Genomic DNA, 20,976 nt, shown 5'->3' with positions numbered 1-20,976 from the left:
GAGACCTATGGACGCCTCCCTGAGCGAGTCCGGAACGCTCCTGAGAGCTTCCTGGGCAGCAACTATGATTATCGGCAGGATGAGCAGCGTGAGGGTAAGAGATCCCACGAGTACGATCCCGGGCTTTAGGTGAAGGGTGGACACGAACAGACCGAGTCCGAGAAGGCCGTAGACTATCGACGGCACTGCGGCAAGGTTCGAGATGTTTATCTCTATGAACCTCGCAACCCTGCTCCTCCTCGCGTACTCCTCGAGGAATATCGCCGCCCCGACCCCGAGAGGTACGGAAAACACCCCCACGAGTGCGATTGCCATTACTGAGCCAACAAGAGATGGATAGATTCCAGCCTTTTCCGGAAATCTCGACGGTGATGACGTCAGGAACTGCCAGTCCAGCCACGGAAGAGCTTCGTAAAACGTGAACGCTAACAGAACTGCCAGCACCACTATCCCGAACACTGTCGCCAGGAGCGCGAGGAGCATGAACAGCTTCTCCCTGACCTCGTCCGACCTCATCTGTACACCTCCCTGAACTTCATTTTAACGAAGTAGCTGATGGTGTTGAGCACCATGGTCATGGCGAAGAGTGTGAAACCTATGGCGAAGAGGCTCTTGTATGCCAGGCTGTGACCGCTCACGTCACTCATGCCTATCTCCACCATCGCGGCCGTCATCGTCTCAATCGGCTTCAACCAGTCTCCGGGGTTCAGTATGTTCGCCAGCCTCGGAGTCCTTCCGGCGGCGATGGTTACCGCCATGGTTTCGCCAATTGCTCTCGATATCCCGAGGATGAAGCTCGCGACTATTCCCGAGAGTGCCGATGGTACGACGATGCTCCATATCACCTTTACCTTTCTCGCACCCAGCGCGTAGCCGGCCTCTCTTAAAGACACGGGAACCGCTCTCAGGGCATCCTCGCTAATGCTCGCGACGATCGGTATTATCATTATCCCCACCACTACCGACGCGCTCAGAGCGTTGTACGCGGCAATGTCAGGGAATATCTTCTTTAGAAAAGGAGTTATGTACGCGAACGCGAAGAAACCGTAGACCACTGTCGGAATTCCGGCGAGAACCTCCAGAAGTGGCTTCAGCATGCTCCTCATTCTCTCGCTGGCGTACTCGCTCAGGTAAATGGCAGACAGAAGGCCGACAGGTATCGCGATCATTCCCGCTCCGATCGTGATCATCAGGGTCCCGGCAACGAGCGGTAGAACTCCGTAGGAGAAAGGCCTGATCGTCGGACTCCAGTTGGTTCCCGTGAAGAATTCCAGCGGGGAAACGCTCCTGAAAAACGTGACCGTATCTGTGAGAAGGGTGAGGATTATTCCAAAGGTGATTCCGACGGTAAGGAATGCGGAAAGAAATAAAAGAACGTGGATTGCTCTTTCTCTCGCTCTTCTCGTGTTCACCGAAGCACCTCCTTACTGCAGGCCAAGTTCCTTCAGGGCCTCATTGAACTTCTTTAGGTTTTCCTCCTTAACTTCTTTGCTCACGGGTACGTAACCAACCTCCTCGACGATTCCGCTGTCGAGGTTCTCCAAGTAGAACTTCACAAACTCCCTGACCGCTGGCTTCTTGAGGGACTCCTTGTTCACATATATGAACAGCGGCCTCGCGAGCGGGTACTCTCCGCTTCTTCCGGTTTCAATGGACGGTGCAACGCAGACTCCAGTCTCGGGGTTCTTTATCTTCACTGCCTTGACCTTGTCCTTGTTCTCCAGGTAGTAGGCGAGCCCCAAGTACCCCATTGCGTATCTGTCCCTCGAGACTGCAGTTATTATCGTGTTGTCCTCCTCGGTTCCGTGGTAATCCTGCCTGTGAGCTCCTGATTCGCCTATAACGTGCTCCGTGAAGAAGTCGAACGTTCCAGATGCAGAGGTGGGTCCGTAGAGGTTCATCTCCTCGTCAGGCCAGCTCGAGTTCACATCACTCCACTTTGTGACCTTTCCGGTTGCCTCAGGCCCCCAGATCTTCTTCAGCTCCTCAAAGCTGAGACAGTCGATCCAGTCGTTGTCCTTGTTCACTATAACCGTCAGGGCATCGTATCCAATGAGGAACTCGATCGGCTCGACACCGTTTTCTTTCGAAGCTTCGAGCTCGCTCTCCTTTATCGGCCTGCTCGCGTCATTTATGTCAACCAGCCCTGGTATGAAGAAGTTCTTGAATCCCCCTCCAGTGCCAGTGGACTGCACAGATACAGTTACGTCCGGATAGAGCTTGCTGAACTCCTCCGCAATTGCCATGGTCACTGGATAGACGGTGGAACTTCCGGAAATCTTGACCTCTCCCGAAATAGACGCCTTTCCCTCCTCACCGCTCTGGCTGCAGCCCGAGATTGCGAGGGCCGCGAGCAGCAGTATCGCTGCGATTCCCGCAATGTGCTTCATGTTGTTCCGGTAATGCTGAGTGGATATATTTGTTGCCGATAGATTATCTATTTGGTACTGACGGATATAGTTCGTACTTATCAATATAGATACGTCAGTTCGATGGTGCGAGCAGGAAAACATCGCTTTTCTTTTAAAACCCGAGGTTTTCACAGAAGCCAAATGCCAGAGATGTCAGCGATAATAACTGCATACGGAGATCCGGAAAACCTCTTCGAACTGATAGACTTCTTTGAGGAGAGGGGATACGAGGTAATAGTGAGCGCGGACTGCTTAAAGGAAGATGCGGTCAGGGAGCTGGAGAAGAGGAAAGTCAGGCTCACGCTCAGCGACAGAAGGAGAGGGAAGTGGAAGGCCCTGAACGACGCGCTCGACCTCGTTACCGGAGATTACATCCTGTTCGTGGACTCCGACACCCTGCTATCCGAGCTTCCGAGTCCAGATGCGGAGGTCATAGAGATGACGAAAGAGGTGGCCGGAAACAGCGTAATGGAAAGGCTGGTCGCGGTGGATTACCTGCTGATGAACTTCTCGGCAAGGGTCGCATCGAGAATACTGGGCTTCAGCATGGTCAACGGTGCTGCATTCATTTCCAGGTCGGACGTTGCGAAAAAGCTGCGCTTCAGACCGAGGATAATTGAAGATGCCGATTTCGGCCTTCGCGCAGGTTTTAGCGGTTACAGAGTAGCCGTGAAGGGGAGGGCAGTCACCAGAGCCCCCTCCACCCTGAGGGACTGGTTCAGGCAGAGGGAGAGGTGGGCGGTTGGTGGCGCCGAGCTGTTCGCTGAATTCCTGCCGAGGTTCATCAGGATGCCGAAGATGCTGATCCCCATGCTCGTCCTGTACTATCCCGCCCTCATCGGGTTCACGCTGGCCATGCTCCTTCCAGACAGCATAGCAATCAAAATACTCTACTTCCTGCTCCCCCTCCTACTGAGCCTGCCAGTCAAGGCGGTTGCAGTGTTCATGCTCCTCGTTTTCGAGTTTCACCTATTCAGGAACCTGATCGCGATATTCACCTCGTTCGTGATGTGGCTTGTCTTCGTGGGGTACATCTCGAGAAGGTACGGTTTCAGGATAGACTACAGGGTCCTGCCCCTGTACTACTTCCTCTACTCCCCCCTGTGGACGATGGTGAACATCGCCATGCTGTTCAGGTACCTCCTGCTGAGGCTTGCGGGGAGGGACGTGCGGGTAGATGGGTGGAAGGTGGGGCAGGCTTAAATACGTGTCAGTATGAGCATATATCATGCAGAGGTTGTCGAGAAAGGTCTTTGTGTCAGGGTCAAGCTACATAATATCCCTACCAAAGGAGTGGGTGAACGCGAACTCGATAAAGCCTGGAGACACGGTTTTCTGCATCGTTGGGAAATCCTCCATACTGATCCAGCCACACACAAACGTGAGGAGGGTCAGCGAGGCCGTAATCGAGGGTGAGAAGGACAGCGACATGCTGATCCGGAAGATAATCTCCCACTACCTCGCGGGATACACAACAATAAGGGTTTCCGTGGACAGCAGAGTGAGGGAGGGAGTTTACAGGGCAGTTTCCATGCTGATAGGCGCTGAAATTCTCGAGGACTCCGGCAATGCAATATGGATTGAGATATTCACCGACGAGCGGAGATTCAGGGTCGAGGATCTGCTGGAGAAGATGAGCAACACGGTGTTTGCAATGATAAACGACTTCGGAAAGACTCTCACAACTTTCGACGGGGAAACACTCGATGTGGTGATTCAGAGGGAACAGGAGATCGACAGGCTCTACTTCCTGATTCTAAGGCTCCTAAAGTCTGCGGTGAGGTATCCGGACGTTGCCGACTCTCTCGACATACATCCGAAGGAGGTCCTGGGAATGAGGATCACGCTCAAGAACATCGAGAGGGTTGGTGACCACCTCCACACCATGGCCATAAGCCTCAAGGAGTACGGGAGAGAAATTCCGGAATTATCGGAAACCGCGAGAACGTCAGGGGAGATTTTCAGGACCGCGATGAACTCGTTTTTCAAAATCGACGAGGAGCTTGCGAGAGAGGTCTTCAGCATGGTGAAGGCCTACACACCCGCCCCTGTAGAGGAGCACACCTCCGTTGAGAACGCCCTCAGAATACGCAGAATTCAGGACGGATTCGAGAGAATCCTCGGATACAGCGAGGACATCGCCGAAATCGTCCTTAACCTCTCGGTATGAATTATTATGTTTTGTAATTGACAGCAACGCTTATATTACGGGATGCGGGTGTGAGGCCATGAAGAATATCGTAGTCGAGAAGCTCGTTCACACTCCTGTCGAAGAGCAGAAGGTCGAAATCGTTGAAAGAAAGGGTATCGGTCATCCTGATTCAATAGCTGACGGTATTGCCGAGGCGATGAGCAGGGCCCTCAGCAGGGAGTACCTGAAGAGGGTTGGAGCGGTTCTCCACCACAACACAGACGAAACGCAGATCGTTGCCGGAAGGGCGAAGACCGCCTTCGGTGGTGGAGAGGTCATCCAGCCCATCTACATCCTGCTTGTCGGAAGGGCCACGAAACACTTCGACGGTGTGGACATACCCGCAGACAGGATCGCCCTCAAGGCCGCGAAGGATTACGTTAGGGAGGCGATGCGCTACCTCAACCCTGAGGAAGACATCGTTTTTGACGTTAGGCTTGGAGAGGGGTCCACAGACCTGAAAGACGTTTTTCAGAGGAGAGAGGGTAAGGCTCCTCTCGCAAACGACACGAGCTTCGGCATCGGATACGCGCCGTTCAGCGAGACGGAGAGGCTGGTCTACAACATAGAGAGGAGGATTTACGAGGAGTTCAGAAAGAAGGAGAGGGCAATAGGCGAGGACGTGAAGGTAATGGGGCTGAGAGAGGGTGACAGGATCAGGGTGACGATCGCATGCGCTTTCGTTGACAGGTACGTCAGCAATGTGAAGGAGTACACCGCCATCAAGGACGAGCTTCACAGCTTCGTAAGCGAGATAGCTGGCGAATACGCGAGCAGAGATGTGGAGATATCGATAAACACCGCAGATAACGTGGAAAAGGAAGTCGTTTACCTCACCGTAACCGGGACGTCTGCCGAAAACGGTGACGACGGAAGCGTCGGTAGAGGGAACAGGTGCAACGGACTCATAACACCCGGAAGGCCGATGTCCATGGAGGCGACGAGCGGCAAGAACCCGATAAACCACGTTGGCAAGATCTACAACCTCCTGGCCAACCAGATCGCAAACGACTGCTACGAGGCGATAGAGGGCATAAAGGAGGTGTACGTGCGCATCCTCTCACAGATAGGGAAGCCAATCGACGAGCCAAAGGCCCTTAGCATACAGATCGTCCCGGAGAAGGGACATGACGTGGAGAAGATGGAGAGCAGGGCAAGGACGATAGCGGAGGAGTGGCTCAACGACATAACCAAGATAACGGACATGGTCATAAACGGCGAGCTCTCAACCTTCTGAGCAACCTATATTTATTCTTTCCCCGAACCTTTTACCGTGCTGTGCGTTAAGTGCAAGGGAAACCTCCTCTGCGGAAAGGGTTACTGCCCCGTAATCAGGGCTTTCAGCACGAAAAAGCTCGATCTTGGCAACCTCGAGGAGAAGCCAACGCCCCCTTCCGTTTTTGTTGGGAGGATGGGGTATCCAAAGGTGTTTGCCGGACCGATGATAATACTCGGAAACGAGAACCCTGAGTTTTTCGAGAACCCGTCCCTTTACTCCGGGAGGGTCGAGGACGTTCTAGCACTCAGGATGGGGCTCGCCAGGACATACAGGCAGTTTTCCGTTCAGTCCGCCGTGAATCCGGACAGGACTCTTGCAGAACTCCAGGAGATCGCGAGCAGCGTCAAAAACGTGGATGTGGAGGGAGAGTACGAGAAGATCGTGAAAAGGCCAGTTCTCGACGACGTAGTTATGCCATCAGGAGTTTCGGCGCTTTTCAGGAGGATACGGCTGACCTCAAACCCGAGGATTCCGGCAAAGGTCGAGAGGATCAGCGAGGATGAAGTGAAGGCTACGGAGGCAGTTATGGTGTTGCACGAAAGCGGTTTTCCGACGTCGTACATTCAGAGGGTGCTGTCCGTGGGAATGCTCGGGATAGAAAAGAAGCTCGTCCCAACGAGGTGGAGCATAACCGCTGTTCACGACACGATCGCGGAGCAGCTGAAGCAGGATCTGCCGGATTTTCCCCAGATAAACGACGTTATGCTCTTCAGCTACGAGCACTACGGAAATCACTTCGAGGTCATCCTCTATCCATCATCGTACGTGTTCCAGCTCGTGGAGATCTGGATAGAGAAAAGCCTGTGGAACCCGGTGAAGACGTGGGTGGGATCTGACAGGGAGGGCATTGGGAAGAAGAAGCAGTACTCAGAGCTTTCTGGAGGGTACTACGCAGCGAGACTTCCCATTGTCGAGTACCTGCACAGGAACAGGAGGCAGGCGGGGGCGATAGTGCTGAGGGAGATAAGGCCCGAGTACTCTGCCCCTCTCGGAGTGTGGGTCGTTGAGGAGGGTGTCAGGAGAGCCCTTCAGACGAGGCCCGAGAAGTTCGACACCGTAACCCAGGCGCTGAAGAGGGCGGGTAAAAGATTGAAAACGGAACCAGCATTGTGGGAGAAGCACGTCAGTCTATCCGTGCAGACTTCTCTGGATCAATTTCCTGGTAGCTCCTCGCCCCAACCCTCTCGATGAGTCTGCTGGCTACGTAGTTTCCAATTCTCGCACAGTCCTCGAGGCTCCTGCCCCTGTGCCATCCGTAGAGGAATCCGGCGTTGAACGCGTCCCCCGCTCCCGTCGTGTCAACAGGGTTCGATGGAAACGGTTTCACGTGGATCTCCTTCTTTCCGTCGGTGACGTAGCTTCCCTCCGCACCGAGCTTCACGGCAACAACCTCTGCCCCGATCTCAAGCGCCATCTGGCTTGCCTCTCTGTAGTCCGTCCCGAAGAGCAGTTCGATCTCGGACCTGTTTGGAAGAAACACAGTCGTGTTTTTCAGTATCGGCTTCAGCTCGTCGAGACCCCTCTCCACGTACGGAAGTCCCGGGTCGAAGCTGATTCCGTTCGCCCTCTCTGCAACCAATATCTGCGATTTGAAGGAGTCCATACCGTTCCTGCAGATGAACGACGTCATGTGGACGATCTCCGACCTCTCCACCAGTTCCATGTTCACCTCACCGGCACCTATGGTGTCGTTAACCCCGGGATCGACGAGGATGGCCCTGTTTCCGTCCCTGTCAACGAATATCATGGCTACGCCACTCCTACCGTCTGCCCTGACTATTCCGCTCGTGTCCACTCCCCTTCTCTCGAAGTCCTGGAGGAGCAGTCTGCCCTCCTCGTCGCTGCCCACCTTGCCTATGAAACCGGTCTCAACTCCAAAGCTCGCGAGTCCGGCAATGGTGTTGGCAGCACTCCCTCCCGGGTGGAGCTCGAGGCCCAAGACGAACCCCTCCTCGTCCTTCCCGGGAATCTTGTCCACTAAGTAGATCTTGTCAAGGTTCAGCGCACCGAAACCCGAAATCATCCCAGCTCACCCGCCTTACCCCTTAACCTCTTTCTCATCCTTATGGATTTTTCCACCACATCCTCCCCTATCTCGGTGTGAGCCTCCCAGGACAGACCCTCGAGCATGTCGTGGCCGTTCTCGATCACCTCCACCACTCTCTCCCAGCCCCCTCTTGCGAACTCCACAGCGATGACCGCCTCCACAACTGCCGAGTCGCTTATAACAGCGAGGTTCGCGTGTCTGAGGGCAAATTCGTTTCCGTTGAACGACATGGCGAGTCCCGAGTTTTCCCTCGCGTAGTCAAACATCTCGATGTCGGATATGCTGTCCCCGATAGCAATCACGCAACTCTCGCCATAGCTCTCGGCTATCTCCCTCTTCCTCCTGCTCCCGACAACAGCAACGTCCTGCATCACCTGCCAGAAGGGGGTTTCCCTCATCTCCTTCCAGAAAAGCCTGTTCAGGTAATCCACAGCATTCCTGTCAGGCTCGGATACATCTATGTCGTTCAGGCAGGAGATCTCGTCCACCTTCTCGAGCAGCCACCTCTTCCAGCTTTCATCGATCTCGTACTTCTCCGGATTGAACACCGTCCCGTGAAGGTCTCCCCTGACCCCGATCATGGAAGCCGTTTTCCTGAGGTAGGTGGTGTAGCTCGTGGAGATCACCACCGGGTGGAAGTTCTCCTGGAGGTACGCCATAGCTCTCTCCGCGTCTCCGACAAAACTTGCTGTCTGCTCGCTGATCTTCTCCATCTCCTCCACCGTCAGATCTGCAGCAACGAGAAATGGAGCGAGGAGTTTCAGCGTATCTCCCGCCTGATAACCTTCCCTCCTCTCCACGTAGGCGAGGTAATCGTCATACTGGCTGAGCCTTTCGAAGAACTCCCGGTTGTTGAACATCGCGAGGCTGAGCTCGTAAGCGATGTCGGTCAGTATCCACGGCCCTTCCCAGTCGGTGAAGATGTGCATGTGGGAAATTCGACCCGGGTAATTATAGCTTGCCCTAACCTCTCAGGCTCCTGAGCTCATCGAGAACCCTCGCGAGGATCTCCCTCCCCTCTCCCCTGCTCTTCTCCATGAGCCTCTCGACGATGAGCTCAGGCGTGCTTCTTCCAATTTTCCCGAAAACGGGCTGTCTGTCTACTATGAGGTTGAAGCTCTCATCCAGCCCCTTCGCCTCTATGCCGTCAATCCTGATGAAGTCCATTCCCATGAACTCCTCACCGAGGTGGCTGACGAGCACGACATGGTGCCCCTTTTCGTGCGCGACCCTGAGAATCGCGGTGAGTATCCTGGCCGCAGCTCCGGGCTCGGTTATCGCCTCGAACTCGTCCACGAGGATCAGCTTTCTTCCTTTACCTGAAATCGCCTTCACAAGGCTTCTCATCGCCCTCTCAAACGCTCCGGAGCCGTATCCACTCCTCTTCCTCTTGAAGTAAAAGATCTCGTCATAAACCGTGCACTCGGCCATATCGGCATTTACGGGCAGCCCCATGTGGAACAGCACCGCTATCTGACAGATCAGGTCGAGCAGGCTCGTTTTTCCACCGCTGTTGGCTCCGGTGAGTATCACAACGCCTTCGCTGTATTCAAACAGCCCGTTACTCCCCACGCAGTAGCTGACTGGCTGTGGATTGCTTATGAACAAGTTCCTGCCGTTCAAGAACGCCATACCTTCTCCAAACTCGGGAAACGCGAACTCCTTCTCCTGCAGATACTTGTAAAGTGCGAGCCTCCTGTAAAACGATACCCTATCGTTGAGCCACTCTATGTCAACTTTTTCAGCGATCTTCCTGCACTTGAGGTAGTAATCGAGCGCGTGGACTTCTCTGCTCTTTCTGATGGCATTGAAAAGCGCTTCAGTGTCCACCTTGACGGGATACGACCTGTGAAAAACGCTGTCATAAATTCCGATGCGGTGGAGCTCGGCCTCGTGTTTCGCCACGATCCTCTCGACCTCCTTCTCGATCTCTCCTGCGACTCTCCCCTCACCCACCATTCTCAGGAGCTCGTCAGCGGTGAGGGTCAGCTTTATCTCGGCGAGCCGCTCCTCAATCTCCCTGTTGATCCGCTCCTCAATCTCGAACGCGAGCCTCTCCACATCGTCGAAAGCAGCAGCCCTCTCGTAATCAGACCTGATACCCTCGAGGTCACTCAGTACCTCCCCGAGGGTCTCGTTGCCAAAGTGCTCCTGCTCGAGCCTGGAAAGAGTTTTGAGTGTGTCGATGTTGGACAGCAGCGTTTCCACTATCAGCTCCGGGGCGAGCTCTTCGAGCGTGCACCTTTCTACGAACTCGCTGAGGTTGATCGTGTAGCCATCCGCCCACCCTCGCTCTCTCGTGACCTCGCACACTCTCAGGCTCGAGGCCCTCTCGTACTCCTCATCGCTCCGGGCAACGAAGATCCTGTCCTCGAAAAACCTCCTTCTGATGACGAATTCTCTGATAGACGTTATGTCCTCCCAGCTTACGGACCTGGCGAGCTCGACCTTCTCTCTCACCTCTTCCTGCCTCAGGCGAATTGTCTCCGGATCTTTAACAGGTGTGAGAGACCTCAGCTCCTCCTCTACCTCCCCTATCCCGGACCTCCTTACGAGAGTCTCCACAATCTTTGAGTAAATCGCCCTTGCGTCTCCGCTCAGCGTTAGCTCCATGTTCACCTACCTCAGACTATCATGTACCTTTCGAGCTTCCTCATCACGCTTTCGGGGCTGTCAACCGAAATTTCCCTCTTCACCTTTCCCGAAAGCATCAGGTACACCCTGTCGGCGATCTCCAGAATCTCGCCGATCCTCTCGTGAGTTATAACTGCCACGCCCGACCTCCTCCTGAGCCCCTCCACGACTTCCAGCGCGATCCCGACATTCTCATCGGCCATTCCCTGAAACGGTTCGTCGAGAAGCAGATATTCTGGCCCGGAAAGCACCGCCCTTGCGAAAACCACCATCTGCCTCTCTCCTCCGCTTATAACATCCACTCTCCTGTTTCCTATCCGCTCGAGGTGCGGAAAGATCCGAACAGCCTCTTCGAACCTCCCAGAAATTTCCACGTTTTCCCTCACCGTCAGACCCTCTGCGACCCTCATCCTCTCGGGAGCGAGTACCACACCGCTTTTAAACCTCTCGTGCGGCTTCAGATCATCCAAGCTTCTTCCATCCTTTTCAACCTTTCCCGCGTAATCCCTCAGCCCCATTATCACCCTGAACAGCGTGCTCTTTCCGCTGCCGTTCGGGCCGATTACGAGCACGAGTTCCCCTCTTTCCACCTGAAACGACACCCCTCTTAGGATTTCGACGCCGTTGCTCCTAACCCTGATCCCCTCAGCCATCAGCATGAACGACTCCCCCTTCGAGTCTCAGGAACCTGTCAGCCAAGCCCTCAAGGATTTTTCTTCTGTGGGATGTCACAAGCATCGCGGTACCATCTTCCGAGACTTCCAGAAGTTTTTCTCTGAGAAACTCCGCGTTGTCGACGTCGAGACTTGCGAACGGTTCGTCAAGCAGGAGAACCCTCGCACCCGTCATGTACGCTCTCAGTATCTCGAGAATCTTCATCTCTCCCTGCGAGAGAGAGTCGGCTCTTTTGTCTGCAAGCCCCCCCACGCCATACCTTTCAGCCACGTCCTCAGCGAGCCTGAAGGCCTCATCCTTGCTCCTGTACGTCATCGCCGCTATGGCCAGGTTCTCCAGGAACGTGAGCCTTTTGAAGGGTCTCGGAATCTGGAACGCGTATGCCACTCCTGACGACACCCTCTCCCAGGGCTTCTCCCCGGTGATGTCCCTGTCTCCCAGAATTACCCTGCCGCAGTCAGGCTTCTCGAGTCCGGCTATGATCCTCATCAGCGTTGACTTTCCACTCCCGTTGGGACCGAAAAGGCAGACCACCTCCCTCTCGCCAACCTCGAGGCTAACGTTCCTGAGCACTACCACTCCGTCAATCCTCTTCGACAAGCCTCTTACCCTTAGCATAAACCCACCTTCCGAGCCTTGGAGAGGCTATCAGCACGAGTGCGTAAAAAACCCCCATCAGACCGGGATAGATCGAGTTGAGCACCCTCGTCATGTACACCAGCGCGAAGCTCGACAGGATTGATCCAAACGGATTTCCCGCGGAAATTAGGGATGCTATGAACGGAAACACTGAAACCTCTATGGAAAAGCTCTCGGGGGACACATGTCCGAACTCAAACGCGTAGACGAGTCCGGAAAAGGCCGAGATCAGCGACGACAGCATTACCGCAGAGAACTTCACCACCCTCGTGTTTATGCCCACTGCCTTCGATGCGGTCTCGTCATCTCCCACCGCGATCATCATGTACCCGAGCCTCGAGCTTTCGGTAACCCTCAAGACTGTGTAGGACAGCAAAAGCAGGAGGGTTGCGATCAGGTGGATCGAGCCCTGATCGAGGTTCGGAAAGGAGAATCCAACCTCACCTCCAAGAATGTAGCCATCCCTGTGCACGGTCACCTTGGGAATGGTCACCCACAGGAATATGGAAAAGACGAGCGTCAGAAAGACGAAGGCTGTCCTGCCTACGAGCTCGGAAAACACGAAGAACAGGACTGCTGCTGCGAAAGTTCCGGCGATGAATAGCTGTACCGATAGCTCTGCCGACTGGGTGTAGCCTATGGCTGACAGGTAGACTGGAAGAGCGAATAGCGCTGAGTGTCCCATGCTTATCCTGCCCACCATCCTCGTTAGCAGCCACGAAACCGTCAGGGCGGCGTACACGGACATTAGAGAGAACAGCCAGCTGTAGTAAGGAGACGAGTACATGATCGCTGAAACGATTGCGAGTATGGTGAGCTCCCAAGCGTACCTCCTCAGAGTAACACCCCCAGGAGCCTCACCGCCATAAACGACGTTGCGAAAACTGCAACGTAGTGCCACACCCCCCTTAGGCTCAGCTGTGCCGCGATGGCCGAGATCACTATTCCCGAGAGGAGGTAACCGAAGCCAACTGCCGGGTCGATGGCAAGCACCCCCGCGTACAGGTATCCGGCGACCATGACGACTGAAGTAGTCAGACCAACCGTGAGCAGAACGTACCTCTCGGTGTCAACCCCGTACATCTCCGCGAGCTCGATGTCGCTCTCCACGAACCTGAGCCTCAGTCCCGCAGGAGAGAGGTACGCGGCGACTATGCCTGCGAAAAACGCTAAGCCGAGCGGGAGAATCATGAAGCTAAGGTCCTCTCCCACCAAGTAAAAGTACGAGCTGCGGTGAAGGATCTCGAGAACTCTCTCAACGAGCAGTCCTGCCCCGAGACTGGCGATCGTTGCCTCTATCACGCTCCTGCACACCCTCAGCACGTAATACGCGAGAGCGAGACCGAGAACAAATCCTGTGAGTGCTGGGATTGCAGCCCCTGTGGAGAAGTACGCCATGTACGCCCCAGCGGCAAAAACGCCCGCGAGCGAGAGGTTCAGAAACCTCGCGATCCTGAAGTTCAGAGAGATGCTCAGGGCAATAACGGAAAGAATGAGTGAGGTCAGAAAAAAACTCAGGGCCATACAACATCGGAAGTTCTGTATTCCGGCGGGTAAACGACCTCTATTCTGCCGTCAAAGTACTCGGCTATCACTCCTTTAAGTCCATCCGACCCCCACATGGCCTGGTGGTTCTCGTTGAACCTGTAGATGCCTGCAGCCCCCACGAACTCGCCTGTCTCAAGTGACCTGATCGTGCTCTCAGTTTCACCCTTCCAGGCCTGTGCCGCAATAAGCACGTCATCGTACGTCAGCAGTCCCGCGAAGTTGTTCGCCTCCTCCCCGTATTTCTCCCTGTAGTCCTGGAAGTACGCTCTGGTGAGCCTGCTCTTCTCCGTGCTTTCGAGTCCCGCAGACTGGAACGCAACGTAATCCACGTCAATCTTCTTAAGTATCGTCGGAAGTGCAAGAACCCCTCCAACGGAGTAGATCAGTGCCTCGCCACCGGCCTTCCTGTAGGCCTTCACGAACTGTATCGCCGTACCTCCCGGATCTCCGAGGATCACCACGTCACCCCTGCCCGTCTCCTTCGCAACCTGTTCCGCCTTGATGGCGAAATCGTCAGGACTCACCCTGGTGCTCAGGTAGTACACCTCCCCGATCTTCTCCGCGGCAACGCTGTCCTCAAATGCCCTCAGCATCCCCTGATTGAAGGTCTTCAGCGGGTCGTATCCGACGAAGTAGTACCTCTCCGCCCCGGAGACCGTGAGGAACTCTCCGGCGAGCTGACCCCAGTAGGTGGTATTGTAGGAGTTTCTGAAGACGTACCTGTTGCCCTCCTCGACCATCTTCTCGAGCTGACCTGTAGAGGCGACGCTCGCTATGTATATCTTTCCGGTTTCCCCCGCGGCCTCTGCACAAACCACTGCCTGATCACTCGAGTAAGCACCGACTATCACGTCTGCCTGCTTTGAGAGCTCCATGAAGGCCGACTTAGCCTGCTCCGGGGTCGATCCACCGTCTGCGAAGATCACCCTGACCTCGTAATCCGAGAGCCCGTACTTCTTTATGTGCTCCTCCGCGAGCAGTGCAGAGTTCTTCATCGCCTTTCCGGCAGTTGAGAAAATTCCGGTTTCTGGAACGATGACACCTATGGTGAGAGTCTTTTTCTCCTCCTGAGCGCACCCGGAGAGTGCCAAAACCGAGATAATCGTGAGGAGAAGCACCGCATACCCTGCCCTCATATAGGTCACCATTTTTAATTTATTTTCCGAGAAGGTTTATAAGGATTGTGAAAATTCTCGGTTCATGGTCAAAATCGGAATACAGCTCCCTCACGAGCCCATGGAGCTCATTCTGAGGGCTGGAGTTTACGCAGACAGGAACGGTTTTGACTCCGTATTTTCGCCAGACCACCTCGTGGGCATAGGGATAAGGGACTTTTCGTGCTTTGAGCCGTTTACGGTGCTCGGAAGGCTCAGCTCGCTGACGGAAAGGGTGCTGCTCGGGACGTGCGTCAGCGACGTTGTGAGGAGGCATCCAGCTCAGCTGCTGCAGTCGGCAGTTACGCTTGACGTGCTCAGCAACGGAAGGGCGGTCCTCGGCATTGGAGCCGGAGAGGGGATGAACCTCATCCCGTTCGGGATGGACATGAGGTACTCCGTAAGCAGGCTGGAGGAGGGGCTGAAGGTGATCCGGTTGCTCATGGAGGGCGAAGGCGTGAGCTTCAGGGGGAGGTTTTTCAGCCTCAGAAATGCGTCAATATCTCCTGTGAGAAAGGTGAAGCTCTGGATAGCCGGAAACTCGCCGAAGACGATGGAGCTCACGGCAAAGTACGGTGACGGATGGATACCAACCGCCACGATTGGCGTGCACGGCTACAGAGAGGCTCTCAGAAAAATCAGAGAGGCCGGAGGGTTGGACGTTACTCCAGCGCTCTTTGCGTACACCGTCGTTGCTGAGAGCCACGATGAGGCACGAGAAATGATTGAGCTTCCTGGCAAGATGATTGCCCTGCTCTCTCCGAAAAGGGACGAGTTTCTGAGAAAAGCAGGAGTCGAGGTGGATTTCCCCGACCTGCTGGAGTTTGAGTTCAACAGGGAAAACGTCAAGAGGCTCATTGAAGCTGCAAAGCTCGTCCCGTTCGAGCTCGTCGAGGAGCGATACATTTACGGATCCCCTGAAGACGTCATCGACAAAATCGAAAGGTTCATTTCAGCGGGCGCCACACACTTCGTGCTCACCCCACTCGTCAGAGATGTTCACTACATGGACAACCTGAGGCTGATAGCTGAGAGGGTGATACCGTACCTGAGGGAGGAGTATGGTGATTGACACACACGTGCACCTGTTCCCGGACGACGTGGTGTGGAGGTTCTACGTGTGGGTTGAACGGAAGCACTCGTTCAGCCCGGGAATGAGAATGGAGTGGAAAAACGCGCTGAAGAAGCTGAAGGAAATGGGCGTCAGGGAGTTCTTCAACTTGACGCACTCGATAACCCCGGAAATGACTCCAAAACTTGCGAAATGGCAGCTGGAGCTGAAGGAGATCCTCGCCAGGGAAGACGTCAGGTGCTACACGTTCACGGGCTTCCACCAGGAAAACGACGTGGAGCTCATCTACGACATTTTCGAGATGGGAGTTGATGGATTGAAGCTTCACCCGTCAGTTCAGAAGTTCTATCCGAACAGCAGAGAGGCCCTCGAAATATACGAGGTCATGGACGAGCTCGGGAAGCCGCTGTACATTCACTCAGGCTACTTCCCCGACAACGCCTACGAGTTTTCATCACCCGAGTACTACGAGGAGCTAATCTACAGCTTCTCATTCCCGGTGATTCTGGCCCACATGATTGTTGGCAGGACGGCGAGCGTTTCGGAGTTCTTCGATGCGAGAAGGAACGTCTTTGCAGACACGTCCAATGCGTTCGTCAGGATAGAGTTCACAGACCCTGTCACAGGGGAGAGAGTGAGGTTCTTCACGGACGAGGTGGTCGAGATCGTGAACACCTACCCGGACAGGATACTTTACGGGAGCGAAATCCAGATAGTGTGGTGGAACCCGGAGGAAACGATGGAGTCCATGAGGGCCAGCCTCGATAGCGAGCTGGTGGAAAGGATTACCGTGGAGAATCCAAAGAAATTTATAAATCGCTGGTTAGCCTAACACATGGATCTCGAAAAGCTTAGAAGGTTGCTGGCGCACTGGATCGCCCACAACGAGGAGCACATTTCCAAGTACAGGGAGTGGGCAGATAGGCTGGCTGAAGAGAGAGAGGACGTTTCGAAGATCATACTGGAAAGTGTGGAGCACTTTGAGAGGGGGAACGACACCCTAAGAAGAGCTCTGGAGAGGTTGTGATGTCTGACGCGATAAGAGTGGCTGTCGCGGGAATAGAGATGAGGAACCCGCTGATGCTGTCAAGCGGCATCATGGGGAGCTACGCGTCGTCCCTCAACAGGCTCTCGGAGCACGCGGGCGCCGTTGTAACGAAGAGCGTTGGTCTGGAGAGGGTCGAGGGCTACAGAAATCCGGCCGTGATCAACTACTCTCACGGGTTGATTAACGCGGTTGGCCTGTCGTCCCCGGGGGCAGAGGCGTTTGCGAGGGAGCTCGAGGACTACGCGTTCTATGCCCCGCTGATAGTCAGCCTCTTCGCATCAACTCCCGATGACTTCGCCAGGCTTGTCGAGTACTTCCCCTTCGCCGATGGTTTTGAGCTGAACCTCAGCTGTCCCCACGCGAAAGGAGTGGGCCTTGCAGTTGGCAGCGATCCGGACCTGGTGCACGAGGTGGTCGAGGCGGTGAAGAAGAAAACCGGCAGGCCGGTATTTGCGAAGCTCTCCCCCAACGTAAGAGACATAGTGGAGATCGGAAAGGCGGCTGAGGAGGCGGGGGCCGACGGTGTTGTTGCGATCAACACCCTCAGGGGGATGAAGATAGACATCTTCGCCAGGAGGCCGATTTTGAGCAACGTCAGCGGTGGAGTGAGCGGGGAAGGTATAAAGCCCGTAGCGATAAAGTGCGTGTGGGACCTCTACGAGGAGCTTAGCATTCCGATTGTTGGCTCTGGAGGAGTGACGAGCTGGAAGGACGTGATCGAGTTCATGCTTGCCGGAGCAAGTGCGGTGCAGATCGGCTCTGCCCTGTACTACTCGAACAGAATATTCTACAGCCTCAAGGAGAGCCTGATAGCATACACGAGGATGACTGGGGAGAGGCTGGAGGACATCGTAGGAGAGGCCCACAGAAGGTGATCTGTTTCAGAGAAAGGTATCAGAGCGTGCCTCGTGCCCGTATTCTGGCGATTTTCTCAGGGGAGTTTGATAACTATCAATCATTTCGGTTACATTTTTCAGCAACCCCACAGTTTTGCCACAAAATATCAGGGAGGTGGTTGATTGCAGAGAGAGCACTGGGCCACGAGAGCCGGATTCGTGCTCGCCGCGATTGGGTCGGCAATTGGTCTCGGCAACATCTGGAGGTTTGGTTATCTGGTTTACAAGAACGGTGGAGGGGCATTCCTGATACCGTACTTCGTAGCCCTGTTTGTCGCGGGAATCAGCCTCATGATTCTGGAGTTTGCGCTCGGACACAGGTTCAGGGCAAGCGCACCTAAGGCGATGAGAGCAGTGGGTAAAAAATTCGAGTGGATCGGATGGTGGGCGGTTGTTGGAGGTATGATAATCACGATGTACTACTCCGTCGTCATCGCGTGGGCCCTCGTCTACTTCACCAGGGCGTTCACCCTTGGCTGGGGAACAGAGACGAAGGCGTACTACTTCAACCAGATCCTCCAGCTGTCCGACTCGCCCTGGAACTTCGGAGGTTTCGCCCTTGAGGTTCTCGTCGCAACGGCCATCGTCTGGGGGATTAACTGGATCATAGATTTCAGGGGAGTCAGGAAGGGGATAGAAAGGGCCAACATGATCCTGATGCCCCTCCTCTGGATCCTCGCGGTGATCCTCGTCATCAGGGCACTGACCCTGCCGGGAGCGATTGATGGAATTGAGTGGTACCTGAAGCCCGACTTCTCCAAGCTCGCCGACTACAACATCTGGCTCTCAGCGTTCGGACAGATCTTCTTCACGCTCAGCCTGGGGATGGGTATAATGATTGCCTACGCCAGTTACCTGCCTGAGAAGAGCGATATCGCCAACAACGCGTTCATAGTCGCCCTCGCAAACTGTGCCTTCAGCTTTCTTGTGGGGTTCGCCATATTCGGCACGCTCGGGTACATGGCGTACGCAACCGGAAGCGAGATAGGGGATGTGGTGGCCCAGTCCATAGGGCTGGCGTTCATAGTCTTCCCGCAGGCCCTGAACATGCTTCCCGCCCTGAAGGTGTTCACCGCCGTGGTGTTCTTCCTCGCACTGGTTGTCGCAGGCCTGTCGTCGTCGATTTCTCTCGTTGAAGCTGTTGTCGCCGCAGTCATGGACAGGTTCGGTATAGAGAGGAGAAGGGCGGTGAACCTCGTCGTAGGAACGGGGTTCCTGGGGAGCCTCATTTACACTACGAAGGCAGGACTTTACTGGCTGGACATCGTCGACCACTTCGTGAACTACTACGGACTCGTGCTCGTCGGACTGCTGGAGGTCATAGCCGTGGCCTGGTTCTTTGACCTAGGAAAGATAAGGGACCACATAAACGCGGTGTCAGAGGTCAGGGTTTCGTCGTGGTGGAACGTCTCAGTGAAGTTTGCCGTGCCCGCGATACTACTTGTGCTGCTCGCATTCGACGTGACGAACAACCTCAGGGAGCCATACGGAGGATACCCTCTGGGTGCCCTTCTCACGGGCTTTGGAGTGATACTGGCGGGAATGGTGGTGTCTGCAGTTCTCACATGGAGGGGTAGGGATGTCTCCTGATGCGATAGCAATGGGCGTTTTCGGGTTCGCAGTGCTGTATGGCGGGCTTGCGTACTTTCTGTACAGGGCGATGAAGGGAGGAAATTAACTTCACCACTCTAATTTTTGAGATACTGGTGTTTGAATACCACCTCCACAGTATCACATTGTACAGCATAACTAAACTCTTCAACCAGCTCTGCGCAGACTCAAAGGAACTCCTGAAGGGGGAACCTGTTAAAGAGCACCTCAATCCTGCTTTTCACCGGGGAAAAACCCTTTGACTATGTTCCTCTTTCCAAAGTTCTCATGCTTATAGCTCAATATCCAGTTTCTGCAAAGCCCGCATATTCCAGAATCGCCTGTTCATCCTAAAGATTCCCTTAGCTCTGATTTCTTTTATTGCTGGGTTATTTGGATGCGCATGAAGCCATTCAATGTTATTACCCGAAAGTGCTTCGTTGAAGTAACGAAAATCTCAACCAATACAGAAAAATTTTTAAACGTCTTTATTTTCCTGAGTATCATGAAAAGTAAAGCGCTATTTGCAATTTTAATATTGATCGGTACAGTTAGCGCTACGATATATCATTTCACCATGCAGGTTGACGTGAAGGTCACCAAGTCGGACATAACGGTGACTCCCAAGTCGTTCAGTGTCGACCTCAAGAGCGGTACCACGTACGTGAGAAAGATAACGATCGAAAACAGGGGTCCTGAGAAGGAGATATACTTCCAGAGCGTTGTTGAGGGTCCCGATCCAGATGCAGTTGACGTTGAGATACACAGCATGGACGGAAAGTCGATAACGTCATCGAGCAAGCTGAAGATTGAGGCGGGAAGTGAAAGCAGTCCTGCGGAGGTCAGCGTGAACGTGCACGTGAACGTGGATGACGACGCGGAGGAGGGAGAGTACACCGTTTACGTGATGGTCAAGGAAACAGAGTGAAGTGCAGATTTGCCCTGCCCCTTTCCGGCACAGGTTCAGCGACGCCTCTTCCCCCAGGGACACACCTTCACGCAGATCCCGCAGACCATGAACCCTATGTCGGGATCGCTCGCAAACTCCCTCAGCTTTCCGGCACACCTGTCAACATCGAACACATCCTCTCTCACTGGATAATCCTCGAACTCCGAATCTCTGAGTGCGCCCACTATGCAGTGGTCTATGCACTCCGTGCACCTTCCGCAGTACCTCTTCACTGGCTCTCCTGCTTCGAGGGGCATGTCTGTGAGGACGCTGGCGAGCCTGATTCTCGGGCCGTGCTCCTTGGTTACGAGAAGCAGGGACTTTCCTATCCACCCAACTCCAGCTGCCCTCGCTATTGCCTTGTGGGATATGTAGCTCCTCCAGTGGAGGTCCTTCAGGATTTTGGACGCCGGGATTGGCAGCGCCCTGTATCCCTTCCTCTCGATGTGTCTCGCCACCTCAAATGCAATCTGGTCGAGCCTGTCGTTCGCCACCTGGTACTGCCTCCCGTAGAGAGACCTCGTCTCCGGGAGACCGTCGAAGACCGAATCGTTCAGCCTCACTCCAATAACTATGCCTCTCGTAAACCTGTCGAGAAGCGTCGGAGGGTGAACCGGGTACTCCCTCAGGCTTTTCAGGTCCGCACCCCCGAACACGTCCGCACCAAGCTCTCTGGCCACGTCCTCAACCTCCATGATTAACGTTGTGAATTAACATATATAAGGGCACCGTTGCAAGGAAATCAAAACGTTTTTAAACGGAGTCAAATTTTCTTGACAAAAAATCAGGCGAGGTGATCCAATGCACATAATGGAGGGTTTCCTGCCACCGCTGTGGGCTGGA

The 20,976-nt window shown here is 54.5% G+C and carries 23 protein-coding genes; 11 read left to right on the top strand and 12 right to left on the bottom strand.

All coding sequences use genetic code 11. The features are described from left to right. The 3 genes from ACXJJC_RS08170 to ACXJJC_RS08160 form a co-directional block, all read right to left on the bottom strand. Window positions 1-516, bottom strand: a 516-nt coding sequence (locus ACXJJC_RS08170) for a PstA family ABC transporter permease (RefSeq protein ID WP_456370884.1), incomplete at its 3' end; no start/stop codon positions are given. Continuing rightward, on the bottom strand, window positions 513-1,412 hold the full coding sequence (gene pstC / locus ACXJJC_RS08165; protein ID WP_456370883.1) for a phosphate ABC transporter permease subunit PstC: 900 nt from the start codon (window positions 1,410-1,412) through the stop codon (window positions 513-515). The genes ACXJJC_RS08170 and pstC, both read right to left, overlap by 4 nt. Before the next feature lie 12 nt (window positions 1,413-1,424). Next, a complete protein-coding gene (locus ACXJJC_RS08160; RefSeq protein ID WP_456370882.1) occupies window positions 1,425-2,390 on the bottom strand; it encodes a PstS family phosphate ABC transporter substrate-binding protein in 966 nt (321 codons plus the stop codon). Between the two features lie 162 nt (window positions 2,391-2,552). On the opposite strand from ACXJJC_RS08160, the gene ACXJJC_RS08155 reads away from it, so the two are divergent. From ACXJJC_RS08155 to ACXJJC_RS08140, 4 genes are read left to right on the top strand one after another with little or no spacing between them, the layout of a single operon-like run. Next, entirely contained in the window at window positions 2,553-3,614 is a 1,062-nt protein-coding gene (locus ACXJJC_RS08155) for a glycosyltransferase family 2 protein (protein ID WP_456370881.1), read from the top strand. Between the two features lie 25 nt (window positions 3,615-3,639). After that, window positions 3,640-4,581, top strand: a complete 942-nt coding sequence (locus ACXJJC_RS08150) for an AbrB/MazE/SpoVT family DNA-binding domain-containing protein (RefSeq protein WP_456370879.1) — start codon at window positions 3,640-3,642, stop codon at window positions 4,579-4,581. 58 nt (window positions 4,582-4,639) lie between these two features. Further along, window positions 4,640-5,839 (top strand): methionine adenosyltransferase, encoded by a 1,200-nt coding sequence (locus ACXJJC_RS08145; RefSeq protein WP_456370877.1) that lies wholly within the window; start codon window positions 4,640-4,642, stop codon window positions 5,837-5,839. A 36-nt stretch (window positions 5,840-5,875) separates the two neighbouring features. Beyond that, the gene (locus ACXJJC_RS08140; protein ID WP_456370876.1) at window positions 5,876-7,072 is read left to right on the top strand and encodes an Nre C-terminal domain-containing protein; all 1,197 of its coding nucleotides are present in this window, start codon (window positions 5,876-5,878) and stop codon (window positions 7,070-7,072) included. On the opposite strand, the gene ACXJJC_RS08135 is transcribed toward ACXJJC_RS08140, so the two are convergent. From ACXJJC_RS08135 to ACXJJC_RS08100, 8 genes are read right to left on the bottom strand one after another with little or no spacing between them, the layout of a single operon-like run. Continuing rightward, a complete protein-coding gene (locus ACXJJC_RS08135; protein WP_456370874.1) occupies window positions 7,005-7,904 on the bottom strand; it encodes a carbohydrate kinase family protein in 900 nt (299 codons plus the stop codon). The genes ACXJJC_RS08140 and ACXJJC_RS08135 overlap by 68 nt on opposite strands. Then, entirely contained in the window at window positions 7,901-8,857 is a 957-nt protein-coding gene (locus ACXJJC_RS08130; protein WP_456370873.1) for a hypothetical protein, read from the bottom strand. The genes ACXJJC_RS08135 and ACXJJC_RS08130 overlap by 4 nt, the downstream gene beginning before the upstream one ends. Before the next feature lie 34 nt (window positions 8,858-8,891). Beyond that, complete coding sequence (locus tag ACXJJC_RS08125; RefSeq protein WP_456370872.1) at window positions 8,892-10,541, bottom strand: P-loop NTPase family protein; 1,650 nt, start codon at window positions 10,539-10,541, stop codon at window positions 8,892-8,894. An 11-nt stretch (window positions 10,542-10,552) separates the two neighbouring features. Beyond that, window positions 10,553-11,221, bottom strand: a complete 669-nt coding sequence (locus tag ACXJJC_RS08120) for an ATP-binding cassette domain-containing protein (protein ID WP_456370870.1) — start codon at window positions 11,219-11,221, stop codon at window positions 10,553-10,555. After that, window positions 11,208-11,855, bottom strand: coding sequence for an ATP-binding cassette domain-containing protein (locus ACXJJC_RS08115; protein WP_456370868.1), 648 nt, complete (start codon window positions 11,853-11,855; stop codon window positions 11,208-11,210). Before ACXJJC_RS08115 ends, ACXJJC_RS08120 begins: the two co-directional genes overlap by 14 nt. After that, window positions 11,821-12,777, bottom strand: coding sequence for a branched-chain amino acid ABC transporter permease (locus ACXJJC_RS08110; protein ID WP_456370866.1), 957 nt, complete (start codon window positions 12,775-12,777; stop codon window positions 11,821-11,823). The genes ACXJJC_RS08115 and ACXJJC_RS08110 overlap by 35 nt, the downstream gene beginning before the upstream one ends. Then, complete coding sequence (locus tag ACXJJC_RS08105) at window positions 12,711-13,400, bottom strand: ABC transporter permease subunit (protein WP_456370864.1); 690 nt, start codon at window positions 13,398-13,400, stop codon at window positions 12,711-12,713. Before ACXJJC_RS08105 ends, ACXJJC_RS08110 begins: the two co-directional genes overlap by 67 nt. Beyond that, the gene (locus ACXJJC_RS08100; RefSeq protein ID WP_456370862.1) at window positions 13,391-14,572 is read right to left on the bottom strand and encodes an ABC transporter substrate-binding protein; all 1,182 of its coding nucleotides are present in this window, start codon (window positions 14,570-14,572) and stop codon (window positions 13,391-13,393) included. The genes ACXJJC_RS08105 and ACXJJC_RS08100 overlap by 10 nt, the downstream gene beginning before the upstream one ends. A 52-nt stretch (window positions 14,573-14,624) precedes the next feature. On the opposite strand from ACXJJC_RS08100, the gene ACXJJC_RS08095 reads away from it, so the two are divergent. The 7 genes from ACXJJC_RS08095 to ACXJJC_RS08065 all read left to right on the top strand — a co-directional run bounded on the left by ACXJJC_RS08095 (window position 14,625) and on the right by ACXJJC_RS08065 (window position 20,112). Continuing rightward, window positions 14,625-15,650, top strand: coding sequence for an LLM class flavin-dependent oxidoreductase (locus tag ACXJJC_RS08095; protein WP_456370860.1), 1,026 nt, complete (start codon window positions 14,625-14,627; stop codon window positions 15,648-15,650). Beyond that, on the top strand, window positions 15,640-16,482 hold the full coding sequence (locus ACXJJC_RS08090; protein ID WP_456370858.1) for an amidohydrolase family protein: 843 nt from the start codon (window positions 15,640-15,642) through the stop codon (window positions 16,480-16,482). The genes ACXJJC_RS08095 and ACXJJC_RS08090 overlap by 11 nt, the downstream gene beginning before the upstream one ends. Before the next feature lie 3 nt (window positions 16,483-16,485). Continuing rightward, entirely contained in the window at window positions 16,486-16,677 is a 192-nt protein-coding gene (locus ACXJJC_RS08085; RefSeq protein ID WP_456370856.1) for a DUF8180 domain-containing protein, read from the top strand. Beyond that, window positions 16,677-17,573, top strand: coding sequence for a dihydroorotate dehydrogenase (locus ACXJJC_RS08080; RefSeq protein ID WP_456370854.1), 897 nt, complete (start codon window positions 16,677-16,679; stop codon window positions 17,571-17,573). Before ACXJJC_RS08085 ends, ACXJJC_RS08080 begins: the two co-directional genes overlap by 1 nt. A 144-nt stretch (window positions 17,574-17,717) precedes the next feature. After that, window positions 17,718-19,184: a sodium-dependent transporter gene (locus ACXJJC_RS08075; protein WP_456370852.1), complete on the top strand. Its 1,467-nt coding sequence runs from the start codon at window positions 17,718-17,720 to the stop codon at window positions 19,182-19,184. Beyond that, window positions 19,174-19,272, top strand: a complete 99-nt coding sequence (locus ACXJJC_RS08070; protein WP_456370850.1) for a MetS family NSS transporter small subunit — start codon at window positions 19,174-19,176, stop codon at window positions 19,270-19,272. The genes ACXJJC_RS08075 and ACXJJC_RS08070 overlap by 11 nt, the downstream gene beginning before the upstream one ends. A 417-nt stretch (window positions 19,273-19,689) precedes the next feature. Then, complete coding sequence (locus ACXJJC_RS08065) at window positions 19,690-20,112, top strand: hypothetical protein (RefSeq protein WP_456370847.1); 423 nt, start codon at window positions 19,690-19,692, stop codon at window positions 20,110-20,112. 35 nt (window positions 20,113-20,147) lie between these two features. Here ACXJJC_RS08065 and ACXJJC_RS08060 read toward each other — a convergent pair whose 3' ends face one another. Further along, window positions 20,148-20,828, bottom strand: a complete 681-nt coding sequence (locus tag ACXJJC_RS08060; RefSeq protein WP_456370845.1) for a 4Fe-4S double cluster binding domain-containing protein — start codon at window positions 20,826-20,828, stop codon at window positions 20,148-20,150. Between the last annotated feature and the right edge of the window lie 148 nt (window positions 20,829-20,976).

Source organism: Geoglobus sp. (assembly GCF_054018175.1).
This window is presented reverse-complemented; position numbering and strand designations above follow the sequence as displayed.

Bases quoted from the DNA above. Each gene is read 5' to 3' on its own strand.
- ACXJJC_RS08060 (WP_456370845.1), bottom strand. From the start codon at position 20,828: ATGGAGGTTGAGGACGTGGCCAGAGAGCTTGGTGCGGACGTGTTCGGG.
- ACXJJC_RS08160 (WP_456370882.1), bottom strand. From the start codon at position 2,390: ATGAAGCACATTGCGGGAATCGCAGCGATACTGCTGCTCGCGGCCCTC.
- ACXJJC_RS08155 (WP_456370881.1), top strand. From the start codon at position 2,553: ATGCCAGAGATGTCAGCGATAATAACTGCATACGGAGATCCGGAAAAC.
- ACXJJC_RS08130 (WP_456370873.1), bottom strand. From the start codon at position 8,857: ATGCACATCTTCACCGACTGGGAAGGGCCGTGGATACTGACCGACATC.
- ACXJJC_RS08150 (WP_456370879.1), top strand. From the start codon at position 3,640: ATGCAGAGGTTGTCGAGAAAGGTCTTTGTGTCAGGGTCAAGCTACATA.
- ACXJJC_RS08135 (WP_456370874.1), bottom strand. From the start codon at position 7,904: ATGATTTCGGGTTTCGGTGCGCTGAACCTTGACAAGATCTACTTAGTG.
- ACXJJC_RS08095 (WP_456370860.1), top strand. From the start codon at position 14,625: ATGGTCAAAATCGGAATACAGCTCCCTCACGAGCCCATGGAGCTCATT.
- ACXJJC_RS08105 (WP_456370864.1), bottom strand. From the start codon at position 13,400: ATGGCCCTGAGTTTTTTTCTGACCTCACTCATTCTTTCCGTTATTGCC.
- ACXJJC_RS08070 (WP_456370850.1), top strand. From the start codon at position 19,174: ATGTCTCCTGATGCGATAGCAATGGGCGTTTTCGGGTTCGCAGTGCTG.
- ACXJJC_RS08115 (WP_456370868.1), bottom strand. From the start codon at position 11,855: ATGCTAAGGGTAAGAGGCTTGTCGAAGAGGATTGACGGAGTGGTAGTG.
- ACXJJC_RS08085 (WP_456370856.1), top strand. From the start codon at position 16,486: ATGGATCTCGAAAAGCTTAGAAGGTTGCTGGCGCACTGGATCGCCCAC.
- ACXJJC_RS08120 (WP_456370870.1), bottom strand. From the start codon at position 11,221: ATGCTGATGGCTGAGGGGATCAGGGTTAGGAGCAACGGCGTCGAAATC.
- ACXJJC_RS08065 (WP_456370847.1), top strand. From the start codon at position 19,690: ATGAAAAGTAAAGCGCTATTTGCAATTTTAATATTGATCGGTACAGTT.
- ACXJJC_RS08125 (WP_456370872.1), bottom strand. From the start codon at position 10,541: ATGGAGCTAACGCTGAGCGGAGACGCAAGGGCGATTTACTCAAAGATT.
- ACXJJC_RS08100 (WP_456370862.1), bottom strand. From the start codon at position 14,572: ATGGTGACCTATATGAGGGCAGGGTATGCGGTGCTTCTCCTCACGATT.
- ACXJJC_RS08080 (WP_456370854.1), top strand. From the start codon at position 16,677: ATGTCTGACGCGATAAGAGTGGCTGTCGCGGGAATAGAGATGAGGAAC.
- ACXJJC_RS08090 (WP_456370858.1), top strand. From the start codon at position 15,640: ATGGTGATTGACACACACGTGCACCTGTTCCCGGACGACGTGGTGTGG.
- ACXJJC_RS08145 (WP_456370877.1), top strand. From the start codon at position 4,640: ATGAAGAATATCGTAGTCGAGAAGCTCGTTCACACTCCTGTCGAAGAG.